The following is a 26,160-nucleotide window of genomic DNA, read 5'->3' as shown; positions in this document are numbered from 1 at the left end:
ATTCCATGAATAACGAAAATGATTCCCTGCACGACGCTTTGCGTGAAGCGAGCCCGGATCAATTACAGGCTTTGGCGGAGCTGGCCACCTGGATGGCAAAGCACCATCGGTTGCTGGTCGTTGGCCGGTCAAACGGTATTCGGATCGGCGCTACGGATAAGGTCATCCAGTTCATGCGCGAACACCTTGACACCGAGCTGGCGGATACGGTCTCGGAGAACCTGGTGCGCGTTGCGAACTGATAGGAAATGTCAGTCCCGGCTACGACATTTGAGGAAGTGATTGTGAAAAAGCGCTATGCATTAACGGCGATAGCCGTGGGGGTACTGCAAACCCAACAGGTCCTGGCGTACGTCCAGCCGGTGGCCGTCACGGGCAGTGTTCCTATTGAAACGCAGGTGATGCCGGCCATGGGCGGCCTTCAAGCTACCCTGGCGGAAATCCTGACCACTGAGACACAAATCGGCACGGCCATCGTGCAGGCCAGTGACAAGCAAGTCGCGGTTATTTCTGAGGCCGCACGTGCCCAGCGCGAGGCCGATATTTTTGGCCGTCAGACCGAGCGCCTGGAGCGTGCCCGAGAACAGTACTCGGTCGCTGACAGCATCTGCAGCGAGTCGGCCTCTGGGGTCGCGGCCACGGTGGGGAAGGTGAGCCGTGCGCAAACGGCGGTGCTGGCCAGCGGGGCAGGCGTCGGCAGTGCTGTGGTGCAGAAGACCATCGCTTCCGAGCCCGTGGCCTCGCGTCAGGGTGGCTATCGCAGTGCCGCCATGCACGCGCAGTACTGCACACAAAGCGAATCGGCCCAGTACGGCGGTACAGATCTGTGCCCGCAGGTCTCAAGCTTGCCTGGAGGCGACATCGAAATGCGCTCGTTGATCGACGGGGCGGGAGCCGTGGGCAAGGCCCCTGACCTGACGTTCAATCAGGATCAGGTCGATGCGGGCATGGCGTACATGAAGAACTCGGCACGCCATGACGGGGGGCGGGCACCGGGCAAGGGCGATATCCAGTCGGCCACGGGACGTGAGTATCAGGGGCTGATGACCCAGTACAAGGCGATTCAGAGCGCCGCGACTCAACCGCAGCTAGACATTATCGCCGCCAGTCAGGCCAATCCGGCCACACAGGAGGCATTGCAAGAGGCGCTACAGAATCCGTCAGCGGCAGAGTACTTCGCTTCAACGGGCAGCCAGCAAGCACAACGCACCGGGGTGATGAGCGAGCGCGAGCTCGAGGCTTTCGAGGTGGGCAGGCGCTATGCCAATACCGCCTATGAAACCGACCTTCAGGCCCTGAGCGGAGACAACCTGATACGTGAATTGGTACGCGTGCAGAGCCTGGGCAACTGGCTGCAGTTGGGACTCAAAAACGACCAACGCCAGGCCAACATCATTGCCGGCCAGCAACTGGCCTTGGCGGCAGACGCCAAATACGTTCCGCAGCTTCAGGAACTGGGAGCAAAAATGAGTTCGGGGGTGACCGCACATGAAAACTGATCAATCGCAGGCTGAGTCAGGAGCCGCACAGGAGGACAAAAAGCCCCGTACCCCGTTAAGGCAAGCGGGCAGTGTCGGCCTGTCCATTCTCAACCCATTTTCGGACCTGGCAGTGCTTTATCGCCGAGGTGTTAAACCCGGTGTAGGCCGGCTTCAACAGGCGTGGACTCTACTCAATAGAGAAAAAACGCCGGCTGAGTCATTGGACTGGAGTCGTGCCGTAGCGCTGTCCGGCAAGACACCGGAGCAACTGCATACCAATTTCAGGCGCATTCAGGTTGGCTGGTGGTTCCTGATGATGAGCGCAGGCGGTCTGGCAATCGTGCTGCTGGCCATGGTCTTGCTCGTTCAAGGGCTTCCCGGCAGCACCCTGTTGCGTGCGGTGCAGACAACCCTGGTGCTGGCCAGCTTGAGCGCAGCAGGGTTCGTCAAAGCCTTGATTGCCACCTACCGCCTATGGCAGCTGCAAACGAGGCGCGTCAGCGAGAGCGAAGGGGGCACGTTCAGGGACTTCCGGGCTCAGAACCGGTGGGTGCGTCAGGTCATAACCCTGAGAGCGAGGACGTGATTCACCCCAATAGGTAAGGGAAACCCCTACCTTCTTGCTCTGGGTCGGCTTGCGCTTTGGCGTGCGGCTTTTTTTCTGTTTCATCAGTACGGCTCCTCTCCTGGTCCGGAATATCACACGGTAAAACGCTATGAAACTTACCAATAGACTCGGGTGGGTGGGACTGTTGCTGCTTGTCTCCCTGCCGGCACTGGCCGACAGTGTTGATTATCAGACTATCAGCGCGGCGGCCCAAAAAACCAACGACCTTTCCCGGCAGGCGCTGGTGATGATCTTCGGCCAGGTCGTCGTCGATCCCTTCGCACCTTCAGAACCCACGTTGATTGGGTCGCTGTTCGCAATCATTAATGGATTTTTGGGCGTGTTGGCCATGTTCTGGTTCTTGACCATCACGGTGAAAACCATTGTGAAGGCCGGCCATCAGGGACAGGTATTCAACGGCGGTCGTTCAGCCCTGTACCCGATCATGACGTTTGCAGGGTTCATCACAATCGTACCCACTCAGTCAGGCTGGTCGTTGGCCCAGCTCACTATGTTGTGGGCCACCTCGGTAATGGGAATTGGCAGCGCCAATCTGCTGACCGACAAGGCCGTGGACATGATGGACAGCGGCTACTCGATGGTGACGCAACCCACGGCTCCTTCAACCCGAAGCGCGGCGCGGGGCATCTTTGAAATGAACCTGTGCAAATACGCGATCAACAGTGAGCTGGAGTCGCTGTATGCGGATGGTGTGGCCAACACGCCATTGATGACCACCAAGGGGGGCAACGGCCAATACGACACCGGCAACGGCAGCGCGGTCTGTGGTTCTGCCAAAACACCCAATACGGGCCGGACCGGGACTTGGAACCTGCTGTTTGACAGTGACGTAGACACGAGTGGGGTGATCACGGCGCAGCACCAAGCGCTAGACACCATGCAGAGCACCCTGGATCAAGCGGCACAGGCGTTCGTAGACACCTACCTGAGCAAGCGTGACCAGGATGTAGGCAGCTTCCAGAACGTCGAAACGCAGATCCAGAATGCAGCGGCGGCGTATGAAAATACGGTGAACCTGGCCATTAACAAGATCGACTTCAAAGACACGCTACAGAGCCAGCTATCGAGCCAGCTCAAAAGTAGTGGTTGGGTGGCACTGGGCAGCTGGTACCACACCTTTGCCACAGCTAATAACAAGACCAACGACGTGGCCAAGGCAACACCGGTCGTGACCGGTATGAGCAACATGGGCGAACACGGTACTGGCGATTTGTATAACGAGGTGTTCGCGGCCTACAAAGCGCAAGTGCAGAACAGCACGTACACGCCTCCACTGGGGACGCAGATTGCCAAGGATGATGGAGCCGCTGCTACGGCGGCAGATCCAGACTCTGTGTTCGTGGGCTTTTTCAACAAACCGATGCAGAAAGCGATTAGCTCAATAGCAACTTGGGAAATTGGAACAGATGCCAGTTTTTCCAATCAGGTAAACCCGCTGATTAAGATGCAACAGGTAGGTGACGTAACATTAGATGTAACGGCTACCTTAACAACCGTCTATGCAGTCGCCGTGGGCGCAGCCTCGGCAACCAGCAACTCAATACTGGGTAAACTTGGAGGTATTTTTGCCATTAATGGGGGGGCTGTGGCGAAAGACGTATTAAATTCCCTTGCGCCCATTTTCTTCTTTTTGATGTTCGCGCTGATGGCCATCGGGTTCTCGTTGGCCGTCTTCCTGCCAGCGGTACCCTTCTTGTTCTGGATGATGGGTGTATTCAACTGGCTGGTCAGCGTACTGGTAGGGTGCGCCGCTGGCCCGATGTGGGCCGCAACGCACCTGGGTGCAGAGGAAGACAAAGGCAGCCGTAGTGCCTATGGCTATATATTCCTCATCGACATGATGCTGCGGCCTTCGCTGATGGTATTGGGGTTCTTCTTTGCATCTGTGACAGTGGTGGCCGGCGGGACGATCCTGAACCTCCTGTTTGCTTCAGCGCTTGCTAATGCCAATGCGGATTCCATGGTAGGCATTTTCAAAGCAATAGGCTGGCTGATGATCTATGCCCGTATTGCGACCTTTGGTGTGACGCGTCTTTTTGGACTTCAGGCGTCTTTGGCTGATTATGTGATTTCGTTCCTGGGCGGTCGCGAAGGTGCTAACCTCATGGGCGGTATGGTAGACAATATGAAAGGCATGTTTGGTGCCGCTGGAACCGGGGCGCAGCGCGCTCCAGGAATCAAAATGCAAACTAACAAGCCGAGTGAGGGAGGTAATGGTGATGGCATTCAGTAAGCCAATTCAACGCCTGAAAACGCCGGGAGAAGCGTGGTTGGGAATCGTAAGAACCCTCTACATGCTATTTGCTTTCCCGTTCTTACTATTTTTTGGTGTAGCAATGCTGGCCATGACAACGTCCTCTAGAACTAATCATCGGCTGCCAGGTGATGAACTAGGGACTGCCCTCATTTGGGCAGCAATACTCTTGTCGGTTGGAATATTCGCTTACGGAATACGCAGCCGCAAACGGACGTTGAAAAGCATCACAGCAGCCCTGCGCGACCCAGCCTATTTTTCCCCTGATGAAGGGTATGAAATTTACCAGCAAGGGGCCGGCAAGTATTTGGGTATCGATACCCGAAACGGCACCATTCTGTATGTGCACAGGATCCGAAAGGGGCAGGTGGATGTGGTGGCCTTGACCATGAATGACTGGACCAAATGCGAAGTCGAAGGCACCAACATTTTTCGCCTCTTCACGCAATTTACTGACCTGCCGCGTCTTGAGATTTTCTGCCCTTGGGCAGAGCGTTGGTATGACACCATCGGAGTCATGCGACAAAAGCAATACACCAATGCCCAGGCATTCAAACAGCATGTGCATCACCGCCTCGAAGCGCTTGAACGTGATCTGAACGTGCAGATCCCACGCCTGGCGTGAAGCCATAACCCCTCCGCAGCTGTTCCCGACGCGCTTTACCTTTTTCTCACACCGCCCAATTCGGGCGGTGCGACTATTTGTGGGGCATCGCAATGCAAAATCGACAATCCCAAGGTGCATGGGAGGGCGAGCAAGCGCAGATGTTATTGGCGCTTTGTGCAGCCGTCCTGTTGTGCTGGATGTTCTTCGATATCTTCGTGTACTGGACCACCTGGACGCTTTATTGGTTATGGAAAATGGTGGATTTTCCCTTCATCCATGCCTGGGCCGGTGGCAAGATCAACCTGCTGGCCGACGTGGCCAACCACGCCAAGGCCGTGACGCTGGATGAGTGGCTTGAGGTGATGAACGCTACCAGTGGGATTCTGCTGCTGTTCCTGATACCGCTGGTGATTGTGAGCAGTTGGGGGCTGGCGCAGCATCCGGTACTGCCGTTTCGCAGCAAACGTCTGGTGAACATTCACACGTTGCCTGGCTTGGTGAGCCGTTTCGCACCCTCGGTCATCCCGGTTTTGGCTGCGTCTGGTCCCGATGGCCTGATGAACGATACCTCTCCCAGCAATGCCTGGGCGCTAAAGCCCGAGGAGTTTGCCGAACGTTACAACCTGGTGCAGCGAAAAGTGCTGGATCGGGAGGCCGCTCGTGCGGTGTTCGAGGAACAGGTCGGAGATGTTCATGATGGCCTTCTGGACTTGACACCCTATGAACGGGCCTTGCTGGCCGTATTCGGTCTGCAGGTTTTCCTCAATGACCGCAAGGCAGCGACCCGGTTGCTCGATGACCTGAACCGTTCCTGCATGATCAAGGGGTTGTTGCGGCGCAAGACCTTCTCGTTGACGCCGCTGTACGGCTTGGCCGACGCGGGGTTTGATCGCGTTGCAAAAGCACCGGGCGTCAGTGAGTGGCTGCAAAGCCATAGATCGATGCGCACCGCGCTGGTGGCCTTGTATGGCCGCGATCTGCGCTTGGCGCCGGCGCGCTTTCGCTGGCTCAAGGGGGTTAACCGTACTTTGTGGTATGCCTTGCACAGTGCCGACACGGCCAAGGTGTTTGTGGAAGGCGCTGGTGTTCAGGCTCAGGCGCGGGCAGAAGTCCATGCCAGTAAGCTGGGGCTGCCACGTCCTGGGTTGATGGTGACCCAGGCCATCGATGGCTTGCAGGCCGAGTTGGAAAGCATCGGTCTGGTATTTGCGCGACATGTCATCACGCCTAAACGCCGGGAGGCCTCTGACCTTCCTGTCATGACGGCGGTGTATGCCGCGCAGTCTACTGAGTTAACTGAGCCAGCCTGAAGCGCTACGTCTCGCCGCGCCCTTCATATCCCCTTTCTGACACTGTTCCATTCAATTGAATTCATCTTCTATCAGAGGAAACCCCATGGCCTCGGCATCTTTGCGCGCCCCGTTTTCGGTGGACATTCAAGGCGATCAGCTGGTTGTCTATCAGGCAGATCAGGAAGAAGGCATCGTGACACGCACGATTTGCACCCTGGACCTTCGCCATCAGCACTCGTTTTATTTGAGCAATGACGGTGTGGTCTGCCGCGATGTTCAGGGTTTTGAATTCTCACTTGAAACCCATGACAGTGACGAAACCCATGAGCTACTGACCGCACTGTCGCGGGCTTTGCTGCGTCATGGACGACGCAAGACCCAGCGGCGTCTGATGAGCGTGTTCGTGCTGTTGGTTGTGCTTTGCCTCGGTGCCCTATGGCTTGGCCGAGCGCTTGAATTGCCTGTTGTAATGCCGGCGGCCCAGGTCATCACGCCCTCAGTCCCGAGCGCCCCCAAGCCGGACCTGGCCAAGCGCAGCGCGCCGGCGCCGATCGCTTCTGAGCCACGCCAGTCCGCTGCAGACGTGGCACCTGACGATGGCTGGACATTGCCCAGGGAGGTTCGGGCCACACTCCCTCAAAAGCTGCACAACGCTGCGGAGCGCAAGCTGTTCACCGTTGACTATTCCAGCGGTCACGCGCGCACGCTGTATGTCTTTTCGGACCCTGGCTGTCCGAACTGCCAGCGTCTGGAGTCGTCCCTCAACACGCTCTCCGACGCCTTCAACGTGGTGGTTTTTCCTGTGCCGGTGATCGGCAAGGAGAAGTCGATAGCCGCCATCACGCCGGTGCTGTGCTTGCCGCATGAGCAACGCAAAGCTGCGTGGGATCGCCTGTTTGATGCAGCCCCCGAGGGTGTGAACCTTGGGAAACCCCCGTTAAAGCCGGCGTCGGAAGGGGTGGAGTTGAAAGCGGCGCAACCAGTAGGCACGTGCGATGTGGCAGAAAAGGCCTTGGGGATCAACCAGACGGCCTATCAGGCCTATCGCATACCGGGCACGCCCTGGGTGATCAGCGACGATGGGCGCTATGTGCCGCAGGCGTTGTTGCGTGATCCGATCAGGCTCAAAGCCTTCCTCGATGAGCAACCTGCCCGCCAGGTTCAGGAGGTGTCGAATGCGCCCCAATGACTACGCCGTCGAGCGCACCCGCCTTAATCGGCGGGTTTACCACTCGGCATTGGCTGAGTGGTTGATGGGCCCCGGTAGTCTGACGCTGGGCCTGGCCGGGTCTGTGGTGGGAGGCGTTCTGTACCCGGTCAGCCTGTGGCTCAGTCTGCCGGCCTTGCTGGTCTGGTCACCTGTCATGCTGCTCGAACCCTGGCAGATGCCCATGCGCATGCCTTCAGACATGGACCGCCTCGACCCTTCGACGCAACGCCAGGTGACGGGCAAGCTGCTGGGTTTCTTGCCGGTCACAGCCATGCGCACGGTGATGCTCAAGGCAGCGGGCATCTTGTACATGGGGTACCTGCGCGGTCGGGACGCCGGGCGTGAACTGTGGCTGTCGCTGGATGACATGACCCGCCATATTCTGATGTTCGGTACAACCGGTGCCGGCAAAACCGAAGCACTGCTGGGGTACGTGTTGGGCCAGCTGGGCTATGGAAAGGGCCTGATTTATTCGGACGGCAAGGCCCAAAATGATGTGGCCGCCGCGATCGTGTCGCTGGCCCGACGCTTTGGCCGTGAAGACGACGTTCGGATGATGAACTTCATTACCGGGGGCCGCTCCAGGGCACAGGAACTGCTGGAGGACAACAAAAGCAGAGGGCAGACCAATACCGTCAACGCGTTCGGTATTGCTCAGGAAACCTACATCATCAACCTGATGGATTCGATGTTGCCTCCTGCGGGCAACGATGCCGGCTGGCAAGAGAAAGCCCGGGCCATGATTCAGGCTTTGGTGTTCTCCCTGGTGTACAAGTGCCGGCGTGAAGGCACGGTCATGTCCCAGCGCACGATCCAGGCACATTTGCCGTTGCGGGCCATTGCCAAGCTCTACATCCAGTCGGTGGAACAGCAATGGCATGAAGACGCCCAGTTACCCCTGAAAAACTACCTGGGCACATTGTCCGGTTTTGACCTGGCCAAGGTGGATTCGCCGGAGGAATGGGCGACCACCGCGTTGGATCAGCATGGTTTTCTGATCCAGCAGTTCACCCGCATGCTGGCCTTGTTCAATGACACCTACGGCCATGTGTTTGCTCGTGACGCCGGCGACATAGACCTCAAGGACGTGGTGCATAACGATCGCATCCTGGTGGTCCTGATTCCTGCGCTGGAAATCTCCTCGACCGAGGCCGCGACCCTTGGGCGTCTGTACGTGTCGCAATTGGCCATGATCCTGAGCCAGGATCTGGGGGAGAAACTGGAGGGCAAACCCGAAGACATCCTGGTGATCCGCAAGTACAAGGACCGCTTTCCGTTCTTGTGGATCTGCGACGAGGTCGGGGCCTACTACACCGAAAAGCTCGGCGAGCTGGCCACGCAGGTACGCTCCCTGGGGTTTTGCCTGCTCCTGGCGAGTCAGGAGGCGCAGCGCCTCAAGTCGGCGGCCGGCGACAAGGTGTGGACGCTGATCGGGAACATGGGGGTCCGAATCACCGGCAAGATCATGGACCCCAAGGACACTCTCGAAATACTGCAGTTGATGGCCGGTACCGAGTACCTGCCAGTGATGAGCGGTATGGTGCGTCAGGCCGGAATCATGGGGGCCAGCTGGGAGGAAGCAGACACACTGAGCCTGAAAGATGAGAAGAAAGTCAGCGTCGAGGAAGTGCAGCAGCTCAAGGAGGGGGAAAACATCACGCTGTTCAACGGACAAGTGATTCGCGGCAGCTCCTTGTACATTCACGATGCTGACAAGCTGTCCAAGGAAGCGATCCGGATCAACCGTTTCATCGAGGTGGCCCCGCCAGCGCTGGACACCTTGTTGGCCGGTGCACCTGCCCGCATTCGGCGCAGCTATCCGCGCGCGGACCGCGTGCAGCAGATCCTGTACCACCTGGCGATGAAGCCTGGCCGTTCAGACCTTGAAAACCTGGTGCTGACAGATCCGACGTTGGTCGTCTTGAACGAGCTGGGAGAAGAGTGGCGGCTGATCTGGCGTCGCCGTCCTGGAGCGGCAGTGCGCAGCACCTTGTTATGGCACACAGCGCTGGAGCATGTGCCCAAGCGCGGAAGCGGCTACGTGGCGCAATCGTCCACGGCGCTGGACCTGACCGTCGGCAGCAAGCGGTTGCAGGCCTACCAGGCGCAGCACATCGATCCGGCCAGAGCGCCGAAAGTGAAGGGCAAGGCGCCTGCACCTAGAGCCGCAACGCCTGTTCCACCAAGCCACGACCAGTCACCGCCCTATTTCGACGACGGATCGTATTCGCCGGCGCCGTTCGACTGGGATTAATAGACCGCAACCCTGTGCCGCGCCGATACCGATGCGCCGGCGCAGGGTTGTGTCGCATGCGTAAAAAGGAGCTGTAAATGAGTAACCGCAAAACGCAGAAACTGCACGCGCAGCACGTGCTTGAAACCATAGCCCTCGGCATTGCACGGCCTGTAGCGCTGCCCCGGGAGACAATTGAAGTGGCGCTTCGCGAAGCCATCATTGATGGGCGGCTTGAACCGGGTGAACCCCTTACGCATCAAGCCATTGCCAATGCCTTCCAGGTCAGCCGTATGCCGGTGCGCGAAGCGCTGCGTTCGTTGGAGACGCAGGGCTATATCGCCGCGCAGTACCACAAAAGCTACCTAGTCACGAACGGCAATGAGCCTCCCCAGTACGGTCATCTGCCGGGCTTGCTGAGGTGCGTTGCAGAACGCCATACAAAGCTGGGCGATTTCGAATCAAAAGTGGCCTTTGAAAACGAAATCCTGCGTGTCCTGGGTCAACTGCGCCCTACCACGTGCTGATGACTGACCTAGCTTGTTGAAAGCAACGGATTTTGTAACGCGAAAAGCGAGGCTCCCATGCTACTATCCGGCACAGTTTTATTTGCAGGAAAGCGACGATGTAGATTCACGAATTGCAGAAACCAAAAAGCCCCGCTTGCCGGCGGGGCTTTTTGGAAAATCTTGAACAGGCCAGATGCTCAATCGACACCTGTTCAACACACATAACGTGAGCTGATTATGGCGTTCACTGCGGCTTTGTGCAAGCCGTCAAAAGTGAAGCCTTCAGTTCACCGCTGAACGGTGGACTTATGGAAAAGATTCTTCAGCAGGCTGTGCCCCTTCTAAAGGCAGACCTGTACCCCCAGCATCACCAAAACCTGACACTTTTTACCGTAGCGCATGGCCTTCATGGCCAAGGCGGTGAAGCATGAGGCACCTCAAGGCTGTCAGGCTCTCCCCTTCTGACCCTCACTCTGCTTTACGTCGCCCCGGTCGGGCAAAGCCTGCCCGTTACGCGGCTCCCCGTCACCTCTCTGAACAACAGCTTAAAAATCCCCTGATCCGCTCGGCCTATGAGCGCCTGAGCAACATGGACCGCTACCGGGGCCAATACCTGCGCCGCCTGGATGGCGTTCACGGCGATCGGCGTACCCGGCGAGAGAAGTTTCTGGCCATTGAGCGCGTGGCCGAGCAGCTGCTGGTGCGTCTGGACCTGGCCACCAGCGTGCTGGGCTACATCGACCCTGCCAATGGCCGTTATGTGCTGAACACTCAGTGTGGCATTGCCGAGGATGCCGGTATCTCTGCACCAGCGCTGTGTCGCCTGATGAAAACCCTGGATGATGCGGGGTATGTGTACCGCCGTATCGAGCGCATTCGCCTGGACGAGAAGGACGATAACGGTCTGCACCTGGTGCGCACCCGCGTCCTGATCCGCTTCACCAAGCTTTTCTGGAAAGACCTTGGCCTGGCCTATGTTCATGAACGCGTGCAGAAGTCGGCCAAGAAGCGTCGCGATGCTCAGCTGCGCGACATAGGGCAACAGCGCTTGGCGGACATGGAAAAGCACTCTCTGGAACTCCAGCGCCGTGAAACGTCGCGTCAGCGCTGGCAGGCCAAGGAAAATCGGGAGGCGGGCGTACCGGATACGCAAGATGTCGCGGACTCCAGCACATCGCCGCCAGTGAGCAACACCGTGTCCAGTGCGCTGGATAGGCTCCTGGCGTCGAGGAGCAAAAAAGCCTAACAGGCCCCACGTTGTCTGAAAACTGCATCCGCTCACGCGGAGGCATTGTCACGCCTGCGATTTAAGGGCGGTTGGTGGCCTTATGGCCAGGCACCACAATGACCGCTCGACGGCGCTGGTTGTGCCGCTTTTTGGCTGTGCCAACGGCTCTTTGTGGCCACGCCGGAGGTGGCGCATTGGAGTGTTTGAAATAAATGAAATTTTATCCCCCCTTCAGTTTCCCCTTTCAGGAAAAACAGGGATTTACGCGGTGGAAACCACCTCATAAAGCGGTAATGCACGCGCAAGTCGTGCCTTCGGCACGGCGCGTATGTCTGCGCCTATACGTCAGTGAAACAGCCTGTCTAAGCGGCCCAGGCCGATGAAGCTGCCCTGCCCTGGCCTGCGGCCACCCTGCGGGCGCTAAGACCCGGATAAATCGGCCCAGGGCGGCAAGCCGCCCCAGTCCTCAACCGGGCGCGTGTGCGCGCAGCCTGCTCAGAAAAATAATGTGCATGGTCAATCGCTCTTTGCCTTCAATTAAGGCATGCGTTTTGCGCAGCTGGTCGGCTTGGCATGAGTTACTTCTTGATGCATAGGAATTTCAAAATGCCTATGCATGAACCTGACGCTGTGAAGGAGGCGTCATGCCTTCATAGCGATGCGTAGGAAGACGCTGATGCGTTACTTATGCAGTGAAAATCCCTATCAATCCGAATTTGTGCAGGTTATTTTACCGCTGAGCCTAGGTGCGGACGCACCTTCCCCCTGTCAGGGCTTCACGTACCTCATCTGCGCGATTGCCTGAGCGTTGAGGACCAGTCCCTGCACCGTCAGCCCGCTGATTGCCGCCGTGTATACCATCCGTGCGCCACACAGCACGCAACGGAACGGATCGACGTTTAGAAAGGCTTTGGCCATCGGCGCAAAATACAGCTTTGATACCGGTCCTGGCGTCGCCATCTTCAGTGCTTCATAGACCTTTGGCAGGTACTGCCCGCAGACCCGATTGGCCAGAAAACCAAAATACCGGATCATCCGGAAATGCTTTTCCGGGATGTGCTGCACCACCCGGCGCAGCATGTCGGCCTGGCTTAGCGTTTCCTGCTGATAGGTCTGCGTGCGGTGATCCAGGTAGGTAAAGCTCAACGTGGCCCCGCAGGTGTAATGCGCCAGACGACTGCCCGAGATCGGCGGTTTTTTCAGGTAGCGGCCCAGGTAATTGACGGTCTTTCGGCCGTTTTCCGTCTTCTTCGACAAGTGGATGTGCCAGTGCTGGCCACCAGCGGTCAGTATCAGACGGTGCCAGTCGCTTTCACAGTGGATGTGGGCCAGCTGCGGCGGCATCGTCAATTGCGAAAGCGGCTGTCCCAGCAGGTAATCGCGCACCAGCCACATCCAGCGCCGCCGCAGGGCCTCTTTGTGGAACGACAGATTTTTCCAGACGCCCTGCTCATCCAGGCCGCCCGCGGTCACCGACAGGTGGACGTGGGGATGCCAGTTGAGCCGCCGGCCATAGGTGTGCAGCGCCCCGAAAATCCCGACGCGCAAACCGCGCCGCTTGGCGGTGTAGATCAGGTTATCGGCCGCCAGACGAAACAGCGCATCGAGCAGCCAGCGGTTGTAGAAGAACAGGGACCACAGCGTGTCGGGCAGCGTGAACACCAGATGCTGCCAGGGGCAGTCGGGCAGACGGTTGTTTTGCACGGCGATCCACTGGTCGGTGGCCTTTTTGCCGCAGGAAGGACAGGCCCGGCAATGGCAGGTGTTGCACAGGTATTTGACGTGCGGGCAATGCTCATTGGCACAGGTGTAGTGTTTGACGCCCAGTATCGAGGTGCCGCAGGCGAGCATTTTGCTGATCGACTCCACTTCGATTTGGCGCAGACCGCCGGCTTCCAGCAAATCTGCCCAGCAGCCGTTGGCCGTGAAGAGGTTTTTGAGCGGTCGAGGTTTGTAAGCAGGCGGTGCAGAGGCCACGTCAGCAGGGCGGCTCCTCATCGTGGTGAATGACGGCGGTGATGGCGAATCCGCCTGGCCCTTCTCTCATCGAAACGCTTACGCAAGAAGCGTCGGGAAACCTGTCGTTCAGATACGCTGTCTGGCAGCAACTACAAAGATCGACATCACCCAAAGGATCGACATCGAAGAAAAATTCGGTATCGGGAACGAAGGTGGTATGCCCGGCGCGTTGGAGACGGGTCTGCTTTGCCTTGGCTTTTGCCCGGCTTGCCCGTTTACGTTTTTTTGTCTCTGACGCCATGTGTAAGCCTGTGCTGAGGAGGGATCGACTCAATTTTGGCTATGATAACCGATTTCAAAATCCCACAATTTGCAGCCGCAGGCTGCCCTGTTCAGTCGCATACACAGCGGTGACCATCATGCCAATTGTTTCCAATGCTACCTCTATCCAGCGACATCCGAATATCCAGGATGTCGCTGCGCCTACTGAATTTACCTCAATCCCGTCCGTGGGCGAAAAGCTTGGAAGCGGAAGTCAGAAGGACGTTTATCATTCTCGGCAGGATCCACGGCAATGCATATGCCTGATCCGGCTAGGCACAACCGGGATTATTTCAGGAAGTGATTACGCGGCAAAAGAGCTAAAGATGACCAAACACCTGAAAAACCTTGGATTTCCGGTCGTTGATGCGCATTCCTTAGTCAAATACGATAACAAGGTCGGGATAGCAAAAGACTACATTCATCATGCTCTGGACTCCGAAGACGTTATCCATAACCGCAAACACATTCCAACCGACGTGGCTTTCAATAACAACGTTCTGAAGGACTGTGACGAGATCATATCCAGACTCAAAACCCATAACCTGCACATTGAAGACTTACAGTTCCTGATCGATGGGTATGGTCGGGTGCGAATCAATGACCCACGAGACGTAATCCGGTCTTCGCCAGAGAAGAACATCGCTAAAGTTCGAGAGTTGCGCGCCATTGCGTTGAACAACCTTTTGAACGACGACGATTAGCCGTCCCTGAGCTGATAAGCAAGCCAACACCCAACCATGAACCGCTGGATGATGGGTCAAAAGTTCTAAGACGATTTGACCCATCGGGTGACCAAATAACCTCTGCGTCTCAGCTCCGGTAATAAAATCATGGCTCGATTGACGGAGGGCTACGTCAAACTCTCAGGGATTCTGGGAGTCGAGGCAGTGCCGTCCACATCAAAAAGTAAAGACGTTGGAATGGATCACGTGTGGACCTCCTGCTAGCTACTACGGCTTGCGTTTATAAAACGTTGGGCTCGCGTTTATCCGTCATTTTGAACCCACATTATTTGACGCTATCGGGAATGTCCGGCCCACATTATTTGATTCTATCCAGACAGTTGCCCACATTAACTGACTTTATCCGCGTTCCCGACCCACATTATTTGCGTCTATCCGCAAGCCATAATGCATCAGCCTCAACGAGGCATCTCTGCCTGGTGCCCCTCCAGGTCCGCTCATGTCGCAGCCACTCCAATTGATTGGCGCGCAAGTGTTCGATAGACCGTTGGTCTTGATATGGAAAACACTTCGGCCAGATCACTGATCGAGTACTGGGGTTTGGGGAGCAACGGAGCAGAAAGTGCACTTAAGCCCAGTACCTGTCTGTAAACCCGCGTGCAGCTTAGCCGGTACGATAAAACCGCCGTTTTGTGAAACCACTGCTGCGAGCACCAAGGAAGGCAATAACACCCCGAAAATCGGTACGATAAACTCGTTCAGCGAACTCTAGCCGCGTCTTAAGTGCGTTTACGGTTCCATTGCTCCCCGGACCCCAACATGAGGATGGTTCATGATGGGGAGTGCGCGGATGAGTTTTGTGTTCTCCGGCGCATTCTTGTGTTGATTCGCTCGATCTACATAGAATGCGCTGTGGTTACTCATTGCTGGGGTGGGTTTCAGCGCTTTGTTACCTTTCTCAACGCATCAAAATAGACACCTACAGGAGTGGTAAGGTGAACAATCGACGTAATGATTCGGATGATTTGGTACTGCTTGTCAACGCCAACTAAAAAGTGACCCCCTTCCGTGCTAAATCGCCAACTTAGTTTTGACCCCCCTCGGGTTCATATTTTCGAGCCGGTTCGGCCCGAGAAGATTTGGTTCCTGCTTTGCGCTTGTCCTTGAGTCGATAGCTTTCACCTGTCATCTGCACGATATGGGCATGATGTAACAGCCTGTCCAGCATGGCCGCTGTCAGTGTTTGATCATCCGCAAAGGTTCCGGCCCACTGGGTAAACGGCAAGTTACTCGTGAGGATCAGGCTGCCTTGCTCGTAGCGCTTGGCGACAACATTGAAGAACAGGTTGGCTTCATCACGACCAAACGGCAGGTAGCCGATTTCATCGATGACCAACAACCCAGGGGCCATCACCACACGACTGAAGTATTCCTTGAGCCGTTCCTGGCGGTGCGCAGCGGTCAGTTGCAGCATCAAGTCAGCCGCCGTGACGAAGCGGGTTTTGATACCGGCCATCACTGCCCGGTAGGCCAGGGCGATAGCCAGGTGGCTCTTGCCTACACCACTAGGCCCCAGGAACACGATGTTCTCGGCACGTCCAACAAAACTCAGTGCTGCCAGCTCCTGGAGCTGTGCCCGGGGGACGCCGGTGGCAAACGCGAAGTCGTATTGCTCCAGCGTTTTCACAGCGGGCAGCGCGGCAGTTTTCAGCAGGGCCTGTCGAGAGCGTTCACTTCGGGCATCGGTCTCGGCAGCCAGCAGCTTTTCGAGGAAGTCGGCAAAGCTGTCTTCGCCGCTTGCTGCTTGTTGGGCCAGGTGCGGCCAGTCCACCCCGACGCGCTCAAGCTTTAGCCCCTTGCATAGTTCTGTCAGGCGAGCATGTTGAAGGTTCATGCTCTCATCTCCAGCAGTTGCTCATAAACCGACAGCGGATGCTGCAAGCTCTCGTACGGCAGGACCCGTCCCAGGCGTAGGCCTTGGGCGGGTTGTGGGCGCAGGCTCTGTGTTGGCAGTGGTAATAGTACCTGCTGCTCTTGGGCCAGACGTACCGCCGGTTGAACACCCGTCGTGCCGTGAATCCGCTGATGAGCGACTTCGTCGAGCCATTGGCCGATATGTGCGTTGGCCGTCACCACATCCAGCGTCAGACCCGCACTCTTGAGCGTAGCGGCCAACGGGGTAATGAAACTGCCCTTCAGATACCCGTTGAAGCGCTCAACCTTGCCCTTGGTCTGGGCACGGTAAGGGCGGCAGACCTTGGGAATAAAACCAAACTCATCGGCCAGCGCAGCCAATCGGGGATGCCAACGGTGCTGGCCCTCCCCAAAAGCATCTCGCTCGGTGATGATGGTTCCGGCGTTATCAAACAATGCCTGCTCGGGCACGCCGCCAAAGTAAGCGAACGCCTCCCGAAGCCCTGTCAGCCAGGCTTCGCTGTCCTCTCGCTCGGAGAAACGGACAAAGCTTGCTCGACTAAAACCAAGTGTCGCCACGAACGCCTTAAGCGGCTGACGGCCTCGTCGAATGGTGGTGAAGTCCACCTGTATCTGCTTGCCGGGCAGTGTCTCGTCTGACAGGGTGCTGGTGAGCGGCCTGACGCCGAGTTGAGGGGTTGGTGTGCCTGGCCGGTATTCTCCTATGCACGGAACCGTTGTACTTAACTTACCACTAATGGAAGATTTCCAATTTTTTTCAAACTTTCTGATCAGACAAGATGGATTCTATGAAACTTAATTGCACTTTCTCTAAAATCAAGTTTGCGGCCTTAGCCGGTCTTACTGTCATTTCTCTGCAAGCACCCCTTGTTCATGCCGACGGTGGCGCTAATATAGGTGGCTCTCAAAACCAAGGAGACCCGATCGCGAGCCGTGGTGGTGCTAGTGGTGCCAAAGCTGGTGCTGGTGGTAGTGCCAATGCTGGGGGTGGGGGTGGTGCCAAAGCTGGACCGCAGCCATCCACCTGCTGTACTCCCACCGCTTGTATTACTCCTTGCCCATAAGACTGGATGATGGAGAGTTGCTGGCCCAAGGTATTGCTGATGGCGTCATTCAGGTGCCGAAAGAACACTCAAAATGACAGGACGGTGATTTCGACGGTTTGGGCGTACGTTAAATCACCGGTTGACATAATTTTTATTTGTGCAATTAGTGAAGCACTACTTGTAGCGGCTTGCAATCGAAAACAGCCGTGCTCGCAATCAGCGCAATTTTCGGCTCAGATTAACTGCGACTGACGGAGCCGTCTGGCTCAGATTAATTGCGAGCGAGCTTGGTAACGCTTTGCCATGCGAGCATCCAGCCAATCATGGCGGCAATTCTACCCCCACCGACTTTTCGTACAAAACCTAGCTCAAAATGGACGCCAAGCGTAGTTCCATTCCTGTTGACTCGTTGCTGCAATTGCGGCAACGGCTCGACCGCTTGCCAAAGAAAAGTCCGGAGCGGGCTACACAAGTGGCAGCAATAGCTGAGTTGTACGGCGTGTCCCCTAGGGAGACGCTGAACAATTAACCCGTTCGCACCGTCCCCATTTCCAAGCCGGTTTTTTTCAACCTGCCGGCCTTATTTTACGTTTCTCGGGCAGATTTCTGCCCTCATTTTGCTGAAAGGCGGGCCAGTCCCGTCTTTCAGACGGATTTATCCTGCCGCCTGTTGCAAATACCGCTTGGCCAGCATCAGATTGGCCAACCCAAACAAACTGAACAACTGCGCTGTATTCTTTTCCAACCCACGGTAGCGAACCTTGCGATGATTGAAGCGCACCTTGATTACCTGGAAGGGGTGCTCGACCTTGGCACGCAGTTGCGCCTTGGCATATTCAATTTTGCGCTTGACCCGATACAGCACGCTGCCTTCGCCGTGCTGCTTGTAACTGCTTGGCCGTGCTGCAATCGACCAGATAACGTCCCGTTCAGCATGCTCCGGTCGCTTGGCCGCACCGGTGTATCCAGCGTCACCCGAAACATAGGTTTCGTCACCGTGCAGCAACTGGTCAACCTGGGTGACATCCGCCACGTTGGCGGCCGTCCACAGCAACTTGCCGGTTGCCATCGCCCCGATCAGAGGCCTTTCCGCGGCGTTCCATGTCGCTGGCCACCGGCCCCAGATGCATGGTCGCCTCGCGATCTAGGCCCTGCGCCTTGAGACTGCGTGAATCGATCCGGGCATCTGAACCAGCGTTCTCCAGGGCGCGGTTAGCCATCCTCTCCCACAACTGGCGGATGGCGACCACTTCATCTGCTGCGGAACCAAGGCCCACGCTGCGGCGTTTGGTATCTGAAAGCTCGATGGTGGACTTTTCACCCATCACCAGCAGACCAGTTGCATCACGGCTGACCTGCCGGGTAGTGGTCATCACAAAGGCATGGTGGTTGCGGTTGTCGCCTTCACGATTTGGCAAGTGGATGGCCAAGTCAACGGCAACGCCGTAACGGGTGGCCAGCTCGATGCCAAACGCAGATGCCAGTTCTTGGCGCGCGTCTTCATCCAGTTCGGCGGGTAGCGCGATGATCCACTCGCGACCTGTCCGGCCATCCTTGCGCTTCTCTGCGGATTCGGCGGCGTTCCACAGAGCATTGCGCTCGGCACTGGTGCCGTCCGGCAACATGATTGCTGTGTAAAAAACACCATCGCGCCATGTGTAGTCATGGACGAGACCGGTACGCATATCGACCAGCTCAGTACCAGACCGATAGGCAGCCGCAGCAACGGACGAACGTCCGGCACTGCGTGCTATCGATTTTGTACTGGCGTGGAAGATGGCGATGGCTTTTGCCTCTGTTTTGGCTTGTGATCTTCCCCAAATGGGGGCGCTTCAGAAACCGGATTTTAAAGTACGTTAAGCTGATTTCAATCGTCATAACCGCCAGAATTCTCTGGTCTGTCACTTTTAGTGCTTTTTCGGTACCTGAATGACGCCATCAGCAATACCTTGGGCCAGCAACTCCATCATTTTTGCGAAACGAAAAAAACCTGGATATTGCAGGCAAATATAGTCCATTTGGATTTTTGATGAGCTGTCGAGCACCTGTTTGAAAGCCATCATATAGTCATAGCAGCCCTGAAGTAGCTGGCTATCGCCACTTTCTGTCGATGGAAATCGGCTGGCATAATCATGGACTGTCTTCGCCAGCTGGTGTTGCTCTGCGGATAAATCGAGCATTTTTTTGCCTGATGAAAGGGTTCGATACTGTTGACCAAGAGGCTGGAAATAATTCAGCAAGGTCACAGACGGTTACTGAACCAAGCAGCACCTCAGACATCTGCCTTAGTCGCCAGGTACTGCGACCAAACGCGTTTTACCTGGCTGACGCTGACCCCTGCCAGCCGAGCAGTCTCTGCAATGCTACACCCGCCGCTTTTAAAGGCAATGATCTGTTCATGCACTTTAGCATTCGGCTTGCGTCCTCTATATAGACCAGCGCTCTTGGCCAAGTCGATGCCTTGCCGCTGTCGCTCTCGACGGTCTTCGAAGTCGTCACGCGCTATTTGCAGTGCCACACGCAACAGCATGTCTTGTACGCCTTGCAACACCACCTTGGCGACGCCACCGGATGCCTCGGCCAATTCCGATAAATCGACGATGCCGGGCACCGCCAAACGTGCGCCCTTAGCCTTGATCGCACCCACAAGCTTTTCTGCTTCGACCAAGGGAAGACGGCTGATTCGGTCGATCTTCTCAGCGATGACGACTTCACCTGGTTGCAGGTCCTCGATCATGCGCAGCAGCTCGGGACGGTCGGATCGAGCGCCCGAGGCCTTTTCGCGATAGACCGCAGCCACGTAGTAGCCCGATGCTCGCGCATTGCCAATGATCGCTTCTTGGCGCAGCAAGTCCTGGTCTTCGGTACTGACACGCAGGTACACCCGCGCAACATTGACCATAGAGCCATGGCTTATCAGCTATGGCTCTATGGGTATAACAGCAAGCCTATAGAGCCATCTTGGAAAGAACCACCCTTTTGAACCATACCGAGCGCGAGTGGCGGGGGTTAGGTTGTTTTCTGTTCCGTTACTCCCCAAACCCCGTGGTGGAAGATTCCGGCCATTACGACGACTGAAATCAGCTTAACGTACTGTAAAATCCGTTTTCTGAGGCGACCCCAAGTGGCCGTCCATCGACGAAGCGTTTTTAGACCTGACCGGGATGCCTGGCAATATGACCGAACTGGGCAGATCGATACGATCCAAAGTCCATCGCTGCACCGGAATTCCCGTGGGGGGTGGGGATTGCACCGACCAAGACACTGGCCAAGCTGGCCAATCACACGGCAAAGCGTCTCCAGGCGCACACCGGCGGGGTCGTGGACATCTGCGACCCTGTAAAACGTGATTGGGTGCTGCGCAATACCTCTGTCGGAGAAGTCTGGGGCATTGGTCGAAAAATGAAAGCGCATCTGGAGGGCATGCGGATCCTGTCGGCCAAGGACCTCGCTATGGCGGATCCCTGGATGCTGCGCAAAACGTTTAGCGTTGTGATCGAGAAAACTGCACGGGAGCTGGCGGGTACTGCGTGCCTGGAGCTGGACGAAGTCGAACCGCCACGCCAAGAGATTTGTTGCAGCAGAATGTTCGGCAAACGACTGACCGAGCTGGGGCCGATCAAGGAGGCGGTGGCCACCTACATGATGCGTGCGTCTGAAAAATTACGTGCCCAGGGCTCCGTGTGTAAAAAGATCAGGGTGAGTATCCGCACTGGCATGTTCAATCCTGACGAGGCCAAGTATGCGAATGGCGCACTGGTCCAGCTGCCCTACCCCACCAACGATGTGAGGGTGATGACCCAATACGCGACGGAGGCGGTTTCGCGGATATTTCGTCCAGGCTTCAGGTACAGCAAAGCAGAAGTGCTGCTGATGGATATCTGCCAGCCAGGCGAATTTACCGATGACCTGTTCACGACCAATCAGCCGGTGAGTTCGGATCGACTGATGGCTGCTTTGGACATGATCAACGGCAAGTGGGGACGTGGGACGCTGCGTACAGGATCAGTACCTGCCACACCGGACTGGGGCATGCGGCGTGAGCTGATGAGCCAGAGCTACACGACGCGGCTTGATCAGCTGTGGGTTGTAAAGGCGAAGTAATCAGGGTTTTGGGATGATCCGCCGTGTGCCTGAAAACCTTAGCGTACGATTTTTTCCGAATTCTCTGGCTCCCCTAACGCACAACAAAACCGCCAAAGAAAGGCGGTTTTTTTGTTGGCTGATCGGTTAGAGGCTGTCACACGTATCTACCGGCCCGGGTTCAGGTACAGCAAAGCAGAAGTGCTGCTGATGGACATGTGCCAGCCAGGCGTGTTTACCAATGACTTGTTCTCAATCGCACAGCCATTGAGCTCCGACGTGCTGATGGCTACCTTGGACCTGATCAACGACAAGTGGGGCCGTGGCACCCTGCGAACAGCATCAGTACCGGTTACGCCTGATTGGGGGATGAGGCGTGATCAGATGAGTCAGAGTTACACGACGCGCCTGGATCAGCTATGGGTTGTAAAGGCCAAATGATCAAGCGCGCCAGTGAAGTGATAACTCGTTGGCTTACCTAGCCCGCCAGGTGAAATATGCAATGCCATATCCGCCGAACAGGATGAGAGCCCATCCACCCCACTGAGTATATCCATTTGCCCACCATTCCAAGTCTTGATACTCACTAGGCAGGCCGGGGAAATACAGCGACTTGGTGCCCCAATACTGCATGGCTGGCCACATACCGCTCCAGAGAGTGGAAAATGCCAACGGTAAAAGTGCCCTGAAGCCGAGGAACCCATTTGTCAGCTCGCTCCAGACTGCATAGCCAATCATACCCAGGGCCATTAAAAGCGCTAAAAGTACCCGCCCCCCGGCTGTGATGTCCACGCCCAGGTAGTCTGAAAACGCCTTGGCAACAACGTAACAGACCATGGCAAGGCCCAAGGTAAATGCAAGTATTTCAGCTCCGCGATTTTGATTTCTATCCATTTGGTTATCCTTTTTCGTTGAAATTATCCAATCTTTGCGCTGATTTTGGTTCACTGGCCCGACGGGGACTCATCAGCTTCTAGGATTTGAGCTTTATCCAAAGAATGCAGGAATGTCAAAAATTCCTGAGCGAGTTTTGTAGCGTCAATTCCCTTTGCACACTTGACCTCAACCCTGTCACCCAGAATACGCAGTGTCCCTATCCCGTCTACTGCACTTTTTTTTGCCTGCTTTGCTTCAGGTCTGCTTACCGAATCAACTTCACGTCTTATCAATTTCAGTGCAGCTTCTTGTGGCAGTCCAGTTGAAGCCATTTTTTCGACCACATTTACTACTAAATCTTCATTGATAGTGGATAGGTCTTTGAAATCTTTAGCGTAATTCGCCGTGATTAGCGCTGGATGCCCGTCCAGTATTGTGCGTATGCTCTCGGGTAATTGTGTCAGCTGCAGGAGACGGCTGATCACTGAATGATTCGTACCTAGTCGCCTTGCTAGAGCACGCATACTCGAATCTTCACCATTTTTGAGAAGACAGTAATAGCTACGAGCTTTCTCATAGTCTGTGAGGTCTTCCTGGTCGTTGTCTGTCAACGCCAAAAGCATTGCGAGATCATCTGACATGGGCTTGACCATAGCTTCTATGGTCATGTTGCCGATGAGTTTAGAAGCTCTCCATCGACGCTCCCCGCCTATCAACTCAAAAAGTCCGTTCGGCAGCGGCCTGACAAGGATTGGCTGTCCCAGACCAATTGTCTGGATTGACGTTCCAAGATCTTCGAGTGCAGCCTGATCGAAAACTAATCTTGGCTGAAATGGTGATTTTACTATCTGGTCAACATTCAGAATATGGATAGCGGTCCTGCTTGAGGCCGCTTCTGAATTCGGCACCTGTAGTTGTGGTGATTCGGAGTCTTGGCTCATTCTTTGAAGCATCGCGGCCCTCCCTGTCGGCTGCGCCGTCGTTGAGTCAGGCGTGGTTATCGGCGTCGGTGCTTTCAGCCCTTTGATGGCTGGGCCGACTTTAGGTTTTCCCGGGAAATCATCGGATTTCATGATTATTTATCCGTTTCTTAGTGGTGCTACTAGCACCAGTCGGTGTTTGTGGTGCTACAAGCATCAGTGAGCGGTGGTGCTAGAAGCACCATGTTTAAAATCAGGCGGCCAAGCTGCGAATCTTCTGCAAGATTTCACCAAAGACAAGCCTTGCAGTGTCGATGGTTTGTGAGTTCGCCCTCTTCCACAACATGAGAGGAATACCATCATCCAGTGACTTCGAATAATCTTCGGAAAAATAGATTTTTTCCTCAGTTACCTGCCCAGGGAAAAGCGTGTTGAGTGATTGAAGATTTGCTAACAACCTAGCGCGCTTGCGAATAAACATCGTAGGAATAGCCATGAGAGCAGGCGCATAGCTGTACTCTTTTGCGAATCGAGCGCACCACTCATACAACCTTAACAGTGCTCTGAACGAAAATTTGTCCATCCGAACGGGGCACAACAATAGATCGCTAGCTGCAACTGAATTCTTGGTCAATCGAGAGCCAGCAGGCGCGTTGTCAATAATTATCAGGTCATAAACAGAAAGGTCACATCCTGGTACTTTTCCTGCATTTGCGTCTTCGATGAATCGGGCATACCACATATCCGAATTGTTCGAAGCATCGAGCGCAACAGCCAAATCCTCAAGATATGTGTCAGCCGGGATGAGATGAATGCCGTTTTCGCCAAAAGGTTTTTTGATCACATCAGCGAGCACCTTTTCTGAAAAAGGCTTCATTCGAAGCAACGGGCTGAGAAGATTGCCAAAATGTCCATCCACCAGCCGATCTGAAGGAATATTCATGTCGACGAGATCATCTGGGCTGAGGTCGGGGTCATAACCCAGCATGTTTGAGGTATCACCCTGAGGGTCATTATCGATAATTAGTGTCTTAATCCCTGCAAATTGAGCGCTAATAGCAAGGTTGACCGCGGTAGTGGTCTTGGCAGTCCCGCCCTTTGGCACGAAGGTTGAAGCGACAATTTGACGACCAATTGGTTTGAGATGGCCTAGCGACCGACGCAGCGCGGCGATGTTGAAAAGATCCGAGGCCGTGTAGACCCTGGATGTAGACGACCCACGCTTTATGCGTTTGATGTCCAAGCCGTGTTCTTCTTCAATGGCCATAAGTCGACGCGTAGTCAGACCGAAGCAGCCAGCGGCGTACTGAGGCGTATAAAGAATGGAGTTGAAGTCTACAAAATTCTGCTGTTCAGCTATTTCGTTATCGGCAGGAGTCATGCGCGAGGTCGCCTACTAGATGAGTGAGACTTTCACTATAGTTCGTGATTTTTAATAAATAAAGCCTTTGTTCCGGTATTCATTATTATTTAGCTGTTTTAGCAGAATTTATTTGCTTCTGCCTTTAAATCTAGTGGAATGACAGCGTTCGTGTGATGACCTTAGCTGGAAGAATGGCTAACTCAGTGGGCGGCTGCTGTGTGCTGCTGATACGTGGCCGCGCTACTGGCTGCATCACTTGCAGGATGGCAATTCTCTGCGATTGCAGCCGAATCCACTTATGGACGAGGTTTGCGTTGAGACTGTGGCTCAGTGCGACGCTGGCAATCGAAGCACCGGGCTGAGCACACTCTTTGATGCATAGGAATTTCAAAATGCCTATGCATCAAGCTGACGCTATGGAAGGAGGCGTCATGCCTTCATAGCGATGGGTAGGAAGACGCTGATGCGTTACTTATGCAGTGAAAATCCCTATCAATCCGCATTAACGCAGGTTATTTCACCGCGAAGCCTAGGTGCGGACGCACCTTCCCCCTGTCAGGGCTTCACGTACCTCATCTGCGCGATCGCCTGAGCGTTGAGGACCAGTCCCTGCACCGTCAGCCCGCTGATTGCCGCCGTGTATTGTTGCCGCTGACCGAAAACTGACCCAGTAGAGGCTGTTCTGCCGACTGAAAACTGACCCAGGTGTTCAACTGCTTCTGCTCACTTTTTGGAGCAGGAGAACACAGGGGTGATCAGCATGGAAATGTTGGGAAAAATCCGGCGGATGTACTTCCGCGACAAGCTCTCGCTGCATCAGATAGCCAAGCGTACCGGGCTGTCGAGAAACACCATCCGAAAATGGGTCAGAGCGCCCGAAGCCAATCAACCAGCGTACCAACGGTGCGCATCCTTCAATAAGCTCAACCCTTTTCACGAGACCTTAGAGCAGGCGCTCAAGGCTGATTCGTTCCGGCCAAAAACACAACCGTAGGAGCGCCAAGGCACTTTTTGAGCAGATCAAGGCCGAGGGTTATGACGGCGGTTACAGCCAGCTCACGGCGTTTGTCCGCTCCTTTGGCGGTGCGAGCAAGGCAAGTCTGTACGCGCTTTTGTACCGCTGACTTTTGCCCTCGGTGAGGCCTTTCAGTTTGACTGGAGCGAAGAAGGCCTGCTGATCGGTGGCCTGTTTCGACGTATCCAGGTCTCCCATATGAAGCTGTGCGCAAGTCGCGCGTTCTGGTTGGTTGCGTACCCCAGTCAAGGCCACGAGATGCTGTTTGATGCCCATACACGTTCGTTTGGAGCGTTGGGTGGCGTGCCACGTCGCGGCATCTACGACAACATGAAAACGGCTGTCGACAAGGTTAACAAAGGCAAAGGCCGCACGGTCAATGCCCGGTTTTCCGTGATGTGCGCGCACTATCTGTTCGATCCGGACTTCTGCAACGTGGCCTCTGGCTGGGAGAAAGGCATCGTCGAAAAGAACGTGCAAGACAGCCGGAGGCGAATCTGGCTCGATGCTCAAA

General features: G+C 55.6%; 21 protein-coding genes and 6 pseudogenes. 15 read left to right on the top strand and 12 right to left on the bottom strand.

Features of this window, described 5'->3' with window-relative positions; genetic code table 11:
* Positions 1 to 5: 5 nt before the first annotated feature.
* The 10 genes from PCPL58_RS01830 (at position 6) to PCPL58_RS01785 (ending at position 11,460) form a co-directional block, all read left to right on the top strand.
* Positions 6 to 242 carry a hypothetical protein gene (locus PCPL58_RS01830; protein ID WP_007247241.1) on the top strand — a complete coding sequence of 79 codons (237 nt, stop codon included), beginning with the start codon at positions 6 to 8 and terminating at the stop codon, positions 240 to 242.
* Positions 243 to 284: 42 nt separating this feature from the next.
* Positions 285 to 1,499, top strand: coding sequence for a conjugal transfer protein TraW (gene traW, locus PCPL58_RS01825; RefSeq protein WP_065348685.1), 1,215 nt, complete (start codon positions 285 to 287; stop codon positions 1,497 to 1,499).
* The gene (traX, locus tag PCPL58_RS01820) at positions 1,489 to 2,067 is read left to right on the top strand and encodes a conjugal transfer protein TraX (RefSeq protein WP_004642775.1); all 579 of its coding nucleotides are present in this window, start codon (positions 1,489 to 1,491) and stop codon (positions 2,065 to 2,067) included. Before traW ends, traX begins: the two co-directional genes overlap by 11 nt.
* Positions 2,068 to 2,197: 130 nt before the next feature.
* Positions 2,198 to 4,342, top strand: a complete 2,145-nt coding sequence (locus tag PCPL58_RS01815) for a DotA/TraY family protein (RefSeq protein ID WP_032707393.1) — start codon at positions 2,198 to 2,200, stop codon at positions 4,340 to 4,342.
* Positions 4,329 to 4,988 carry a plasmid IncI1-type surface exclusion protein ExcA gene (excA, locus tag PCPL58_RS01810; protein WP_044424882.1) on the top strand — a complete coding sequence of 220 codons (660 nt, stop codon included), beginning with the start codon at positions 4,329 to 4,331 and terminating at the stop codon, positions 4,986 to 4,988. The genes PCPL58_RS01815 and excA overlap by 14 nt, the downstream gene beginning before the upstream one ends.
* A 92-nt stretch (positions 4,989 to 5,080) precedes the next feature.
* Positions 5,081 to 6,280 (top strand): secretion/conjugation apparatus DotM-related subunit, encoded by a 1,200-nt coding sequence (locus PCPL58_RS01805; protein ID WP_065348684.1) that lies wholly within the window; start codon positions 5,081 to 5,083, stop codon positions 6,278 to 6,280.
* 85 nt (positions 6,281 to 6,365) lie between these two features.
* The gene (locus PCPL58_RS01800) at positions 6,366 to 7,451 is read left to right on the top strand and encodes a thioredoxin fold domain-containing protein (protein ID WP_065348683.1); all 1,086 of its coding nucleotides are present in this window, start codon (positions 6,366 to 6,368) and stop codon (positions 7,449 to 7,451) included.
* Positions 7,438 to 9,726 carry an F-type conjugative transfer protein TrbC gene (gene trbC, locus PCPL58_RS01795; RefSeq protein ID WP_065348682.1) on the top strand — a complete coding sequence of 763 codons (2,289 nt, stop codon included), beginning with the start codon at positions 7,438 to 7,440 and terminating at the stop codon, positions 9,724 to 9,726. Before PCPL58_RS01800 ends, trbC begins: the two co-directional genes overlap by 14 nt.
* A 77-nt stretch (positions 9,727 to 9,803) precedes the next feature.
* Positions 9,804 to 10,232: a GntR family transcriptional regulator gene (locus tag PCPL58_RS01790; RefSeq protein ID WP_011107000.1), complete on the top strand. Its 429-nt coding sequence runs from the start codon at positions 9,804 to 9,806 to the stop codon at positions 10,230 to 10,232.
* A gap of 409 nt (positions 10,233 to 10,641) precedes the next feature.
* Positions 10,642 to 11,460, top strand: coding sequence for a hypothetical protein (locus PCPL58_RS01785; RefSeq protein WP_232002789.1), 819 nt, complete (start codon positions 10,642 to 10,644; stop codon positions 11,458 to 11,460).
* Between the two features lie 750 nt (positions 11,461 to 12,210).
* Here the strand turns inward: PCPL58_RS01785 and PCPL58_RS01780 are convergent.
* Positions 12,211 to 13,440 (bottom strand): IS91 family transposase, encoded by a 1,230-nt coding sequence (locus PCPL58_RS01780; RefSeq protein ID WP_065348681.1) that lies wholly within the window; start codon positions 13,438 to 13,440, stop codon positions 12,211 to 12,213.
* Positions 13,421 to 13,702 carry a hypothetical protein gene (locus PCPL58_RS30500; RefSeq protein WP_065348680.1) on the bottom strand — a complete coding sequence of 94 codons (282 nt, stop codon included), beginning with the start codon at positions 13,700 to 13,702 and terminating at the stop codon, positions 13,421 to 13,423. The genes PCPL58_RS01780 and PCPL58_RS30500 overlap by 20 nt, the downstream gene beginning before the upstream one ends.
* 118 nt (positions 13,703 to 13,820) lie before the next feature.
* Here PCPL58_RS30500 and hopBF1 point away from each other — a divergent pair, with 118 nt between their 5' ends.
* Positions 13,821 to 14,426 carry a T3SS effector protein kinase HopBF1 gene (hopBF1, locus tag PCPL58_RS01770; RefSeq protein ID WP_060403786.1) on the top strand — a complete coding sequence of 202 codons (606 nt, stop codon included), beginning with the start codon at positions 13,821 to 13,823 and terminating at the stop codon, positions 14,424 to 14,426.
* A 479-nt stretch (positions 14,427 to 14,905) separates the two neighbouring features.
* Here hopBF1 and PCPL58_RS31905 read toward each other — a convergent pair.
* The 3 genes and pseudogenes from PCPL58_RS31905 to istA (PCPL58_RS01760) all read right to left on the bottom strand — a co-directional run.
* Positions 14,906 to 15,001: pseudogene (locus tag PCPL58_RS31905) on the bottom strand (helix-turn-helix domain-containing protein); the annotation flags it as partial.
* Between the two features lie 491 nt (positions 15,002 to 15,492).
* Positions 15,493 to 16,302, bottom strand: a complete 810-nt coding sequence (gene istB, locus PCPL58_RS01765; protein WP_005741073.1) for an IS21-like element ISPsy4 family helper ATPase IstB — start codon at positions 16,300 to 16,302, stop codon at positions 15,493 to 15,495.
* Positions 16,299 to 16,976: pseudogene (istA, locus tag PCPL58_RS01760) on the bottom strand (IS21-like element ISPsy4 family transposase); the annotation flags it as partial. The pseudogene istA (PCPL58_RS01760) and the gene istB, both read right to left, overlap by 4 nt.
* Before the next feature lie 786 nt (positions 16,977 to 17,762).
* On the opposite strand from istA (PCPL58_RS01760), the pseudogene PCPL58_RS31900 reads away from it, so the two are divergent.
* Positions 17,763 to 17,894 (top strand): annotated as a pseudogene (locus tag PCPL58_RS31900) (hypothetical protein); the annotation flags it as partial.
* 150 nt (positions 17,895 to 18,044) lie between these two features.
* Here the strand turns inward: PCPL58_RS31900 and PCPL58_RS01755 are convergent.
* The 4 genes and pseudogenes from PCPL58_RS01755 to PCPL58_RS01740 form a co-directional block, all read right to left on the bottom strand.
* Positions 18,045 to 18,437: pseudogene (locus PCPL58_RS01755) on the bottom strand (transposase); the annotation flags it as partial.
* Positions 18,400 to 19,143, bottom strand: coding sequence for a MobA/MobL family protein (locus tag PCPL58_RS01750; RefSeq protein ID WP_272939307.1), 744 nt, complete (start codon positions 19,141 to 19,143; stop codon positions 18,400 to 18,402). The pseudogene PCPL58_RS01755 and the gene PCPL58_RS01750, both read right to left, overlap by 38 nt.
* 153 nt (positions 19,144 to 19,296) lie before the next feature.
* A complete protein-coding gene (locus PCPL58_RS01745) occupies positions 19,297 to 19,569 on the bottom strand; it encodes an arylsulfatase regulator (RefSeq protein WP_065348678.1) in 273 nt (90 codons plus the stop codon).
* A gap of 92 nt (positions 19,570 to 19,661) precedes the next feature.
* Complete coding sequence (locus PCPL58_RS01740; RefSeq protein ID WP_065348677.1) at positions 19,662 to 20,291, bottom strand: recombinase family protein; 630 nt, start codon at positions 20,289 to 20,291, stop codon at positions 19,662 to 19,664.
* A gap of 229 nt (positions 20,292 to 20,520) precedes the next feature.
* Between PCPL58_RS01740 and PCPL58_RS01735 the strand changes: the two are divergent.
* Together PCPL58_RS01735 and PCPL58_RS30490 are read left to right on the top strand one after the other, a co-directional pair.
* Positions 20,521 to 21,493: pseudogene (locus tag PCPL58_RS01735) on the top strand (Y-family DNA polymerase); the annotation flags it as partial.
* 114 nt (positions 21,494 to 21,607) lie between these two features.
* Positions 21,608 to 21,913, top strand: a complete 306-nt coding sequence (locus tag PCPL58_RS30490; protein ID WP_229687586.1) for a DUF4113 domain-containing protein — start codon at positions 21,608 to 21,610, stop codon at positions 21,911 to 21,913.
* 33 nt (positions 21,914 to 21,946) lie between these two features.
* Here the strand turns inward: PCPL58_RS30490 and PCPL58_RS31895 are convergent, their stop codons facing one another.
* The 3 genes from PCPL58_RS31895 to PCPL58_RS01715 all read right to left on the bottom strand — a co-directional run bounded on the left by PCPL58_RS31895 (position 21,947) and on the right by PCPL58_RS01715 (position 24,649).
* The gene (locus tag PCPL58_RS31895; protein ID WP_229687585.1) at positions 21,947 to 22,366 is read right to left on the bottom strand and encodes a hypothetical protein; all 420 of its coding nucleotides are present in this window, start codon (positions 22,364 to 22,366) and stop codon (positions 21,947 to 21,949) included.
* Positions 22,367 to 22,416: 50 nt separating this feature from the next.
* Complete coding sequence (locus PCPL58_RS01720; RefSeq protein ID WP_005615818.1) at positions 22,417 to 23,421, bottom strand: ParB/RepB/Spo0J family partition protein; 1,005 nt, start codon at positions 23,419 to 23,421, stop codon at positions 22,417 to 22,419.
* Between the two features lie 100 nt (positions 23,422 to 23,521).
* Positions 23,522 to 24,649: a ParA family protein gene (locus PCPL58_RS01715; protein ID WP_065348599.1), complete on the bottom strand. Its 1,128-nt coding sequence runs from the start codon at positions 24,647 to 24,649 to the stop codon at positions 23,522 to 23,524.
* 742 nt (positions 24,650 to 25,391) lie between these two features.
* On the opposite strand from PCPL58_RS01715, the pseudogene istA (PCPL58_RS01710) reads away from it, so the two are divergent.
* Positions 25,392 to 26,160: pseudogene (istA, locus tag PCPL58_RS01710) on the top strand (IS21-like element ISPsy20 family transposase); the annotation flags it as partial.

It is taken from the genome of Pseudomonas cerasi, from assembly GCF_900074915.1.
In the GTDB taxonomy this organism is placed as follows: Bacteria; Pseudomonadota; Gammaproteobacteria; order Pseudomonadales; family Pseudomonadaceae; genus Aquipseudomonas; species Aquipseudomonas cerasi.
This window is presented reverse-complemented; position numbering and strand designations above follow the sequence as displayed.